General features: G+C 30.7%; 13 protein-coding genes. 3 read left to right on the forward strand and 10 right to left on the reverse strand.

Annotated elements, in window-relative coordinates; all coding sequences use genetic code 11:
• Positions 1-58 precede the first annotated feature (58 nt).
• A complete protein-coding gene (locus ACKTST_RS06570; protein WP_408046953.1) occupies positions 59-1213 on the forward strand; it encodes a class I SAM-dependent methyltransferase in 1155 nt (384 codons plus the stop codon).
• A gap of 10 nt (positions 1214-1223) precedes the next feature.
• Positions 1224-2147: an EamA family transporter gene (locus ACKTST_RS06575; RefSeq protein ID WP_408046954.1), complete on the forward strand. Its 924-nt coding sequence runs from the start codon at positions 1224-1226 to the stop codon at positions 2145-2147.
• Here ACKTST_RS06575 and ACKTST_RS06580 read toward each other — a convergent pair.
• The 10 genes from ACKTST_RS06580 to ACKTST_RS06625 are packed head-to-tail and all read right to left on the reverse strand — an operon-like array spanning position 2122 to position 11486.
• Positions 2122-2937: a DUF1853 family protein gene (locus ACKTST_RS06580; RefSeq protein WP_408046955.1), complete on the reverse strand. Its 816-nt coding sequence runs from the start codon at positions 2935-2937 to the stop codon at positions 2122-2124. The genes ACKTST_RS06575 and ACKTST_RS06580 overlap by 26 nt on opposite strands.
• Before the next feature lie 6 nt (positions 2938-2943).
• The gene (locus tag ACKTST_RS06585) at positions 2944-3447 is read right to left on the reverse strand and encodes an OmpH family outer membrane protein (RefSeq protein ID WP_408046956.1); all 504 of its coding nucleotides are present in this window, start codon (positions 3445-3447) and stop codon (positions 2944-2946) included.
• Positions 3448-3506: 59 nt separating this feature from the next.
• Entirely contained in the window at positions 3507-4415 is a 909-nt protein-coding gene (miaA, locus tag ACKTST_RS06590) for a tRNA (adenosine(37)-N6)-dimethylallyltransferase MiaA (protein ID WP_408046957.1), read from the reverse strand.
• Entirely contained in the window at positions 4416-5228 is an 813-nt protein-coding gene (locus ACKTST_RS06595; RefSeq protein ID WP_408046958.1) for an ion transporter, read from the reverse strand. It lies immediately after the preceding gene.
• Positions 5229-5260: 32 nt separating this feature from the next.
• Positions 5261-6358, reverse strand: a complete 1098-nt coding sequence (locus tag ACKTST_RS06600; protein WP_408046959.1) for an exonuclease domain-containing protein — start codon at positions 6356-6358, stop codon at positions 5261-5263.
• A 30-nt stretch (positions 6359-6388) separates the two neighbouring features.
• Positions 6389-7054, reverse strand: a complete 666-nt coding sequence (locus tag ACKTST_RS06605) for a YggS family pyridoxal phosphate-dependent enzyme (RefSeq protein WP_408047226.1) — start codon at positions 7052-7054, stop codon at positions 6389-6391.
• A gap of 15 nt (positions 7055-7069) precedes the next feature.
• Entirely contained in the window at positions 7070-8308 is a 1239-nt protein-coding gene (locus tag ACKTST_RS06610) for a DUF1015 domain-containing protein (RefSeq protein ID WP_408046960.1), read from the reverse strand.
• Positions 8309-8311: 3 nt separating this feature from the next.
• The gene (locus ACKTST_RS06615; RefSeq protein WP_408046961.1) at positions 8312-9265 is read right to left on the reverse strand and encodes a D-2-hydroxyacid dehydrogenase; all 954 of its coding nucleotides are present in this window, start codon (positions 9263-9265) and stop codon (positions 8312-8314) included.
• Positions 9266-9306: 41 nt separating this feature from the next.
• Complete coding sequence (serC, locus tag ACKTST_RS06620; protein WP_408046962.1) at positions 9307-10371, reverse strand: 3-phosphoserine/phosphohydroxythreonine transaminase; 1065 nt, start codon at positions 10369-10371, stop codon at positions 9307-9309.
• Positions 10372-10424: 53 nt separating this feature from the next.
• Positions 10425-11486 (reverse strand): acyl-CoA reductase, encoded by a 1062-nt coding sequence (locus ACKTST_RS06625; RefSeq protein WP_408046963.1) that lies wholly within the window; start codon positions 11484-11486, stop codon positions 10425-10427.
• Between the two features lie 71 nt (positions 11487-11557).
• On the opposite strand from ACKTST_RS06625, the gene ACKTST_RS06630 reads away from it, so the two are divergent.
• On the forward strand, positions 11558-11908 hold the full coding sequence (locus ACKTST_RS06630; protein WP_028892008.1) for a 4Fe-4S dicluster domain-containing protein: 351 nt from the start codon (positions 11558-11560) through the stop codon (positions 11906-11908).
• Positions 11909-11977 lie beyond the last annotated feature (69 nt).

Here is an 11977-nt window from a genome sequence, read left to right on the forward strand (position 1 = left end):
TTTACATTTTAAACCTAATGATTTTAATTCGATTTTGATAATTAGCTATTTTTGCAGTATGAGAGAAGATTTACATCAGTTACTTACCGAGTTTCAAAACAGCATTAAAAAAAACGATTTTGTAAAACTTACATTAAGCAAACCTATTCGTAAAAGTGATGAATTATCAAATGTTTACGTTCGTCAAATAGAGTTAAGAGGTCAATTACACTTTCAGTTTTTATATAGATACAATACAAACGATCAAGTTAAAAATTACAGTTTTGAAGAAAGTATTGAAGAGTTGATAAATTTACTTTCAGAAAAATTTAGAGCAGCTACTTTATTTGCATTAAGTAATGATTTGTTGGTTTTTATATCAAAAAAGAAAAAAGTAAGTTATAAAACTTCACAACCAAGTTTTAAAAATAAACTACCCGAAACACACGACAAACCAAAAGAAAAAAGAGCTGAAAATAGCGAGTATTTATATCATTTAGGAGTTACTGATGCAAAAGGAAAAGTAATTCCTAAAATGGCAGATAAATACCGTCAAATAAATAAGTATCTCGAAATTATTGAAGCTCAAATACAATCGGTTAAACTTCCAAATCATATCAATATTGTTGATATGGGCTCAGGTAAAGGATATTTAACTTTTGCCTTATACGATTATTTGGTAAATCAAAAAGGATATACAGCAAGTGTAACTGGTATCGAACTTAGAGAAAGTTTAGTAAACTACTGTAATGATATTGCCAAAAAATGCAATTTTAAAGGACTACTTTTTGTGGCACAACCTATTCAAGAATATGATAACGATAAGATTGATATTTTAATCGCTTTACATGCTTGTGATACCGCTACTGATGATGCTATTTATAAAGGATTGATTGCAAAAGCGGAATTAATTATTTGCGCTCCTTGTTGTCATAAGCAAATCCGTAAGCAAGTAAAAGGAAAAGAGCAGGAGAGTCCTTTGTTAAAATATGGAATTTTTAAAGAGCGTCAATTCGAAATGGTTACAGATACCATTCGTGCTTTGATTTTAGAAAAGAACCAGTACAATACCAAAGTTTTTGAATTTATTAGCAACGAGCACACACGTAAAAATGTAATGCTAATTGGAGCTAAATCATCTAAAAAAGTAAATACTGAACGTATAGATTTAAAAATATCTGATTTAAAAAGCGCTTATCAAATAGAACAGCATTATTTAGAAAGCTTACTATAAACCAATTTTAATGAAAGAGTCTAAACCATTAATCATCACTGCTTTTATAGCAATTTATATCATTTGGGGATCAACGTATTTATTAAATAAAATAGTTGTTACTGAAGTTTCTCCATTATTATTGGCTGCTATACGCTTTTCTATATCAGGAGCATTAATTATGCTAATTGCTAAATTCTTAAAAGTATCAATAAAACTCACTAAAAAAGAATTGGTGAATTCTGCTATTGCAGGTTTTTTATTTTTAGTGTATGGTAACGGTATGTTTGTTTGGGCATTAAAATTTGTTGATAGCGGTTTTGCAGCTTTATTAGCATCTACACAACCTTTGTTTGTCTTATTTCTTTTACGCTTACTAGACGGTAAAAAAATGCAACGACAATCTATAATTGGCGTTGTACTTGGAATTATTGGAATGTATTTGTTGGTCAGTCAAAATGAAATTACCACTTCAAAAGACATGTTAATAGGCATATTCATGATTTTTTCTTGTATTTTAAGTTGGAGTTATGGTAGTGTTTTTGTAGCAAAGGCTACCTTACCAAAAAACTTTTTTGTAAGTACAGGATATCAAATGTTAATTGCTGGCGGATTGTTATTTGTAAGCTCATTTTTACTTAATGAATCGTGGTCTTCTCCATTAAATTGGTCACTAAAAGCGCAAGGTTCAATGGTATTATTAATTGTTTTGGGTAGTATTGTTGCATTTACTGCATTTAACTATTTACTAAAAGTAGTTTCTGCTGAAAAAGTATCCACTTCAGCGTATGTTAATCCTGTAGTTGCGTTGCTTTTAGGATGGTATTTTTTAGATGAAAACTTAACAACTCAATCGGTGATAGCATCTGTAGTTTTATTATCTGGAGTTTATTTTATTACTTCTAGAAAACGAATTTCTAAATTGAAAGCTACCACCAAACCACAAAAAATTTAAGCAATTCTCCGTTTGTTTTTTTAAGCCAACAAAGAGGAGAGCTCTCTTCCTCTAAAAATTGCTGAAGATTGATTTGGAAAGTATCAAAATTCAACCAATTTACATTTGAATGCGGATTTACCAACCAATTATGTTTGTTAGGGATGTAAAATTTACAGTCAGAGAACTGTTTTAATTCATCTTTATGGACATAAAACCCATAAATACATTCGTTATTTATATCAGGGAAATCTTTCTTTATATCTTTAAGAGGAACAAATAATTGTGCTTTAAAATACACTTGTTGCTGAATATTATCGGTTGATAAATTTACTTTTTCTAAATATTTTTTTGTTTCGCTAGAGTAGAGTAGTGGCAACTGTTTTTCTTTTAATTTGGTAACCTTTTGAATAAGAGAATCTCGTCTGTTGGGCCCAATCCAATGTTCAATTTCTGAGTTTCCAACAGAAGCATCGTACAAATAAAATTTATAAATAATTTCTAAATGAATATAGTTTTCATTTTGTTGTAAAATGCAATCTAACTCTCCTAAAGTAATTTTTTCTTGTTGAATTTGAATGTTTTCAGCAAGAATAGAAATTGAATCATCTTGTTCTAATTCAAAAGAAACAAAACGTTCTACTAATTTACCCAAACGCAATTTTTGTGTAATCTCTTTAGCAAAAGAAGTGGTTTGATTTGTAGTAGGCACAAACTGTTGTAAACCAAAAACACCTTTTCCGTACCATAGAAAAGGTGTTTGTAAAAATCCTTCGTATTGTAATTGTAAATCTTTTTGTTTTTGATACATAAAGAATTACTCTTTAATTCCTAGTTTATCTAAAACCAATTGGGTGATATCAAAACGTTCATCAATATATTCAAACTGATTGGTATTTGTTGTTAAAATTTGAGTGTACCCATTTTCTTTAGCTACTTCAGCAATAACTTCACTCATCTTTTTATATAACGGACGTAAGCTTTGCTCTCTTTGTAACTGAATCATAGCGCTTCCGTTTTGACGGAATTTAGCCATTTCTTGCTCCATTTTCTGAAGTTCGATTATTCTATTTTTTCTATCATCTTCAGTCATAATCTTGTCTTCAGCTTTAAAAGAATCAACTTTTGCTTTGTATTCAGTAGCTTTTATTTGAAAGGTAGAATCTAATGTTTTTCCATAATTTTCTACTCGTTGTAAAACTCCTTTCATTTGTGGCATTTTACCAATAATTAGGTCACTATTGACTGTACCAACTTTAGTTTGGGCGTTAGCAAATCCAACAAAAAATAAAGCTATAATAAAGGTGGTTTTTAATTTCATGTTTCTCTATGTTTTCGACAAATATATAAAAGTGAATTTTCTAGTATACTTAAAATTCGTTAAAGTTTAGTTTCTATCGTTTTGATAATATTTTTGACCTCTTCTTGAAAATCAAACCAAATAATCTCACTGTCTTTTCTAAACCAAGTTCCTTGTCGTTTGGCAAATCTTCGAGAGTTCTTTTTTATTTCCTCAATAGCAAATTCTTTTGTGAAATTACCTTCAAAATACTCGAATAATTCTCTGTAGCCAACCGTTTGTAACGCATTTAATTCTTTATGTTTATGCAGTTGTTTAGCTTCATCAATCAAACCACTTTCAATCATAATATCTACACGACGATTAATACGATCGTACATAATTTCTCTATCAGCTTTTAAACCAATTTTTATAGATTTAAAATTGCGTGGTGTTTTTGGTTTATTTTTAAAAGAGCTATAAGTTTTTCCGGTTCCAATACAAATTTCTAAAGCTCTAATTAAACGATGAGGATTATCAACAGCAATGGTATTATAGGTTTCAATATCCAATTCTTTTAACTGTTGTTGAAGATCCTCAATCCCTCTGTTTTCAAGCTCTTGAGTTAACTCAATTCTAATTTGTGAGTCAACATCAGGAAATTCATCAAAACCTTTTAAAACAGCATCAACATACAATCCGCTACCTCCAACCATTATTTGAACTGGGTTTTTAGTAAATAACTCTTCTAATTTAGTTAAAGCATCTTTTTCAAAATGCCCGACCGAATAATCTTCAAAAACACTTCTGTTCTGAATAAAATGGTGTTTAGCAGCGACTAATTCATCAGAATCTGGAACTGCTGTCCCTATAGTCATTTCTTTATAAAACTGACGAGAATCACAAGAAATGATATCACAATTAAAATGTTGTGCTAATTTTATACTCAATGCAGTTTTACCAATAGCAGTGGCTCCGACAATTGTTATTAAGGTGTTTTCTTGCGGCATTTAATTCAGTTTTGTTCCGCAATGATAACAAAATTCTGCATCATCTTTATGCCCATCATAAGAACAATTAGGACAAGATTGAGTATTTAATTCGATCTTTTTTTTAGTCATTTCAGAACTTACAATTCCTGTAGGTATAGCAATGATAGCATAACCGATAATAACCGTAATACTTGCAATAAATTGTCCTAAAGGTGTTTGCGGAGCAATATCACCATAACCAACGGTAGTAAGTGTTACAATAGACCAATAAATACTTCTAGGAATACTTGTAAAACCATTATCAGCACCTTCAATAAAATACATTACTGAACCTAAAATGATACAAATAATTAATACAAAATAAAGAAAAACACCAATTTTGGCTTTACTAGCGTTTAGAGCTTTGATTAATTGATTAGATTCACCAATATACCTAGATACTTTTAAAACCCTAAAAACTCGTAACAACCGTAAGGCTCGTAGTGCTACTAAACTATGTGACCCGACGAAAAACAGGGATAAATATTTAGGAATAGTGGATAAAAAATCTATAACACCATAAAAGCTAAAGATATACTTTGATGGTTTTTGTATAGTTACTATCCGTAAAATATATTCAATAGAAAATAATATTGTTATCACCCATTCTGAAATATTAAGAAAATCATGATGTTTGTTATCAAAACTCTCAACACTTTCTAACATGACCAATACTATACTAGCTAAAATTGCAATTAATAAAATTATATCAAACCATTTACCTGCTGGGGTGTCAGCTTCATAAATTACTTCATGCAATTTTTCTTTCCAATTACGTGGTTTTTTATCCAAAAGAGTAAGTTTTTGAATGATTTATAACAATATTACAAATTATTTTCAACTTGTAATCGTACTATTTTAGACACCTTGTTTTTAAGTAGGTAATTTTTAATAATTGTTTTTGCTAACTCTTTATTTTCAATAGAAGTCAGCATTGATTTTAATATTGATAGTTGGTTTTCTTGAAACGCCAAATTAGTATACGTATAACCTTGTACTTCATTATTTTCAATTAAAATTACCGCGTGTTCTTCAGGAATTCTACCTTTATCTACAATAATCATATGATCATGATTAAAGTTTTTATCAGTAATTTTTCGCTTTCTAACAATATTAAATTTTGGTCTTAACTTTTCTAACTCTAAATGATATTTTAGGCGTGTAAACAATAAGTTTCCTGTTTCTTCGTAAGTTACTTTACTCGCCCTTTTTACTATTTTTATACCTTTTTTGGTATCTTTTAAAAAGAGCTTATTAACTTCTTGCTTCATATTTTTACCTCTACCTAAGTAAATAATAGTTCCTTCTTTACTGTGTACATAAAACACACCTTCTTTTTCGGGTAAACTATCTAATATTTTTTGAATTCGGAATTTTTCGTGTCGATTATCGTGGTATTTTATCGATTGTTGAATAATTTCCTTTTCGGTATCTTTTTCTAATAATAGCTTAAACAACTGAATGGTAGCGAGTGCATCACCTGTTGCTCTATGACGATCAGACATTGGAATACCTAAAAATCTACATAATTTGCCTAAACTGTGCGAAGGAGCTTCTTCAATAAGTTTTTTACTAAGTGTTACGGTACACAACGTATTTCGCTTAAAATCGTATCCTAAGCGGTTAAATTCTGTTCGTAAAATTCTATAATCAAAACTAGCATTGTGAGCAACGATAAAGCAGCCTTCAGTAATTTCAACAATTCTCTTAGCTATTTCATAAAATTTAGGTGCATTTCGAAGCATTTTGTTATTAATACCTGTTAGTTTAACAACAAACTCTTGAATTTCTCTTTCAGGATTTACCAAACTAATAAACTGATCTACAATTTGATGACCATCAAATTTATAAATAGCAATTTCTGTAATTCCTTCTTCGTTATACTTTCCCCCAGTAGTTTCAATATCTAAAATAGCGTACAAATCTCTCTTTTTTAGCTGATTTTTGTAAATCTAAGCAATATAATTTCGAACTCCAAAAATAGAACTTCCTATTCGTACCATATTACTTCCGTTTTTAATGGCCAACTCATAATCACCACTCATTCCCATTGAAAGAATTGTTAAATCAGGATATGTTTTTTTATTTTGATTGAAGAAACTAGATAGCGATGAAAACTCTTCTTCTAACTGTTCTTGATTATCTGTAAATGTTGCCATTCCCATTAAACCTACAACTTTAATATTTTGCAACTCTTTAAGTTCATCAGAAGCTAAAATAGCTTCTATTTCTGAAAAAGGTAATCCGAATTTTGTGTCTTCTTTAGCAATTCTGGCTTGTAACAAACAATTGATAACTCTGTTGTGTTTTTTTGCTTGCTTGTCAATTTCTTTCAACGTTTTAAAGCTATCTACACCATGAATTAAATCGACAAAATGTGCCATGTATTTAACTTTATTACTTTGCAAATGCCCAATCATGTGCCACTGAATATCTTTGGGAAGTTCATCATATTTGGCAACCATTTCTTGAATTTTATTTTCACCAAACACACGTTGACCTGCATCATAAGCCTCTTGTAAGTCGGCAATAGGTTTTGTTTTAGAAACCGCTACTAATGTTACGTTTTCAGGTAAGGTTGATTGTATTTCTTGTAGATTTTCTTTAATTCCTTTCATCATACTTTTTTAATGCTAAAACTCATAAATAGTTAACGCACTTCGTAATTTAGGTTCAATATAGGTGGTTTTAGGTGGCATCATTAAACCAGCATCCACGATTGTTTTTAACTCAGATATATTTGTAGGTAACATTCCGAAGGAAACTTTAAATTCACCGCTATCAACCTTTGTTTTAAGCTCCAATCCGTCTGATTTGTTTTGAGAATACACAATTTTTGATGCATTTCTAATATCATCTATTCCTAAAATAGGCTGTAAAACAGTGGTGTATAAAATATATGCGTCTAATTCACTTAAACAATCGGTAAAATTATAGGCAGATTTTCGCAAATACAATGCATAAAACTCTCCGTTAAGATACATACTAAAATGATGTTTCTCTTTAGGTTTGTATAGTTCTTGTCCTCGGTTTTCTATTCTAAAGTACGTGTCTAACTCAATTAATAATTCATCTGCTGTTAATCCGTTTAAATCTCTAATAAATCGATTAAACTCATAAATTTTCAACTGACTTTCAGGTAACAAATAACTCATAAAATAGTTATAATCTTCTTTACCTGTATGCTCTGGATTATTTTCTGCTAAGTTCTGAGCCAGTAAGCAAGAAGAAGTAGAACGATGATGTCCGTCAGCAATATATAAAGTATTAACTTGCTTAAAAGCTTCTGAAATTTGCTGGATATCGTTACTGTCGCTAACAATCCATAAAAAATGAAGATCTCTATCGGAAGTAGAAAACTCGTATTCCGCTCTTTTTTCTTGATACTTTTTTATAATTGATGATATAACATCATTATCAGGATAGGTGAGTAGTACAGGTTCAGCATTAAACCCAGTGTTTTTTAAATAATTTTCAAACAGCAACTCACGCTCCTTCAATGTGTCTTCATGCTTTTTTATCACATTGTTGTGATAATCTTCTACTGAAGTTGCTGCTATAATTCCGCAGAAATTATCGGTAGGTGTTATTTTTTGATATATGTAGTATCCAGCAAAATTGTCTTGCTTAAATACTTCATTTTCTTTAAACTCTAAATAACGATTATGTACCAGTTTAAAACGTTGTTCTCCTGTAACATCTTGCTTATGATATTTGTACCCAGGATTTATTACATGCAAAAATGTGTAAGGATTAAAATCTAGCTTTGCTCCAATCTCTGCAGGAGTATAAATTTCATACGATTTGGAAGAAACTAAGGCTACTTTATCGCGTGTAGCTCTAACCGCTTTAAATGGTTTAACTATTGCCATAAATTACTCACTTAATAGTTTTATAATTTTGTTGGCTAACTCAACACCAATTCTTTCTTGTGCTTCAATAGTTGATGCTCCAATATGTGGAGTCATAGAAATCTCAGGATTCATTAACAATTGAATTTCAGGAGTAGGTTGATTTTCAAAAACATCTAACCCAGCATATTTAACCTTACCACTTTCTATAGCATTTACTAAATCTACTTCATTTAAAACACTTCCTCTTGAGGTGTTTACAATGCCTATACCATCTTTCATTTTATCAAATTCAGTAGCAGTAATTACATACTCATCTTGAGCTGGTAAATGTAACGTAATAAAATCTGCTTTTGATACAACATCATTAAACGGTTGCGTTTCTACAGAAAAATTAACTGATTGCCCGTCAAAAAACGGAATTGTTATAGTTGCTTCTTGAACATCTGTATCAGTAGCAATTACTTTCATACCTAAAGCAATAGCCATTTTAGCAACTTCTTGTCCTATACTACCAAAACCAACAATACCTAAGGTTTTACCTCTCAATTCAGTTCCTTGAGAAAATTGTTTTTTTAAAGTATTAAAGCTCATATCACCTTCTAAAGGCATTTCACGATTCGATTGATGTAAAAAACGTACCATTCCAAATAAATGTGCGAATACCAATTCAGCAACTGAAAGGGCAGAAGCTTCTTGAGTATTAACAACATGAACACCATTATCAATAGCATATTCAACATCAATATTATCCATACCAACACCTGCACGTCCAATCAATTTAATACTTGGACAAGCTTCAATCAATTCTTGACGTATTTGCGTGTTACTTCTAACAATAACAGCATCAATACCTTTGTCGTTAATATAGTTTTCTAATTGCTCTTGTGCAACCTTAGTATTTATCACTTCAAAACCTGCTTTTTCTAAAGCCTCTATTCCGCTTGCGGAAATTCCGTCATTTACTAATATCTTCATTCTTATATTATAATTGTCATTGCTTTTGAATGACGTTATATCTAACTTATTCTTTCTAATTCCTGCATTACGCCTACCAAGGCTTGTACGCTATATAAAGGCAATGCATTATACATACTTGCACGATAACCACCAACACTTCTGTGACCTTCTAATCCGTTAATATTGGCTTCTTTCCACATTGCATCAAATTTAGCTTGTAGACTATCATTGACTAAAGTAAACGTTGCGTTCATGTGGCTACGATCTTCAACAGCTGCCACTCCTTTAAATAATGGATTTCTATCAATTTCAGCATACAACAATGCTGACTTTTTCTCATTAACTTTTTCAATAAACGAGATTCCTCCTAAATCTTTTAACCACTCTAAAGTTAACATTGAGGTATATACAGAAAACACAGGCGGAGTGTTGAACATACTATCTTTATCAATAGCAATTTGATAATTCAACATAGAAGGAATTTGACGTTCTACTTTACCCAAAATATCTTCTTTTATAACTACTAACGTTGCACCTGCTGGCCCCATGTTTTTTTGAGCGCCTGCATAGATTAAATCAAATTTTGAGAAATCTAATTGACGAGAAAAAATATCTGAACTCATATCACATATTAAAGGAACTGAAATTTCAGGAAAATGCTTCATTTGCGTTCCGTAAATAGTGTTGTTACTTGTGCAGTGAAAATAATCTACATCTTTTGGAACTTGATATTCCTTTGGAATATAGTTGAAGTTTTTATCTTCAGAAGAAGCTACTTCAACCAATTCGCCAAATAATTTAGCTTCTTTAATAGCTTTGCTACTCCACGTTCCTGTATTTAAATATGCTGCTTTTTTATTCAATAAATTGTAGGCAACCATTAAAAATTGCATACTCGCTCCACCTTGAAAAAACAATGCTTTATACCCTTTGTTTTCTAGTCCTAAAAGTTCTAATGCTAAACTTCTTGCTCTTTCAATAACATCAACAAAAGGTTGACTTCTATGAGAAATTTCAATTAACGATAAATTATCATTGTTAAAATTTAGAACAGCTTCGGATGCTTTTTGAAGCACTTCTTCTGGCAAAATGCAAGGTCCTGCACTAAAGTTATGTTTTTTCATCAGTTGGTTGTGTTTTGTTACACAAAGGTGCAAATTTAAACAGAGACTCTATTTTAAATTTTTGATAAAAATTCTAGGGTGTTTACTCCATCAGCATAATCCCACAATTTAGGGTGTTGTGTTTGCCCAAATTCAATTTCATCTTCAATAAAATTATTGGCAACCACACACTGAATTTGCTCTCTATCTTCCCATAATTTAATTTTTAAATCATCAGAATTATCATAGTACTCATAAAAAACAGAAGCAATAGGAGAGGCGTAACTTTCGTCTTCCTTAATCATTAAAAATCCGTTTTCTAAAACATCAAACTCACTCATTAAATACACTGCTTTGTTATAATCGTAGTTATTAGCATATTTGGTATTGTTTATAATTTGATGTTGTGTGTACATTCCGTTAAAAAATGCATCAAAATTATAATCTTTAGGAATGAATAATTTTGAAACCGAACGACAGCCTAATCCGAAATAGCGAAAAACATCTTCGCTTAAATTTTGCATTTGCTCTTCAGTTTCATTTCCCGTTAATACCGCTACAGAGTTTCTACTTTTTCTAATAATGCTTGGTTTATTTTTAAAATAATACTCAAAATAACGAGCCGTATTGTTACTTCCTGTTGCAATTACAGCGTCGAAACCTTCTAATTTTTCTTCAGTAAATGTTATTTTTTCTTTTAGTTCAGGTTCAACATATTCTAAATACTTCGCTAAAAAGGGTAGTAGATGTTTATCGTTTGAAGATTGCTTTACTAAAACTGAATGACCAGAGATTACTACTGATAAAAAATCATGAAATCCTACCAAAGGAATATTTCCAGCCATAATAACTGCAACTAATTTAGGTTCGTTTTTACCTAAATTTTCACTAGAAACCCATTCTATTAAGTTGCTTGTAGTTAATGCCTTTGTCCAATTTTCTATAGAAAACAATAAGTTTTCTTTTGTAAACCACGTATTGTTTTCTTCAGCAATTTTAAGTTGATGTTTAAATCCATCAAAAAACAATTCGTTATGTTCTATATTGTCTTTTTTCTCAACTTTATCTCGAGAAAACTGACTTAAAAAATCTCCTAGTTTATGAAAAGCGGTAATTCTACTTTTTATACTATCCATTTATTTTGGTTATAAATTAAATTGGAACTATTTTTGCGATTGCAAAGTTACAAAACTGAAAGAGATTAATTATGGCAATTATAATAACAGATGAGTGTATAAATTGTGGAGCTTGTGAACCTGAGTGTCCGAATACAGCGATATATGAAGGTGCAGATGATTGGAAATATGCTGACGGAACAGATTTAACAGGAAATATTGTTTTACCTAATGGTAAATCTGCCAATGCAGACGAGGATCAAGAACCTATTTCTGATGAGATTTATTACATCGTAGCAGATAAATGTACAGAATGTAAAGGTTTTCATGAAGAACCACAATGTGCAGCAGTATGCCCCGTAGATTGTTGTGTTCCTGATGAAGATAATGTAGAAACTGAAGAGGAATTATTAGCAAAACAGCGTTTTATGCATAATGAATAATTACTACACGGTAAGAAATATTTAAAACCTCGATACTTTTCGAGGTTTTTTTTATGAATAATAATTTAT

The sequence above is a fragment of the Tenacibaculum crassostreae genome (assembly GCF_964512405.1).
GTDB lineage: Bacteria > Bacteroidota > Bacteroidia > Flavobacteriales > Flavobacteriaceae > Polaribacter > Polaribacter crassostreae.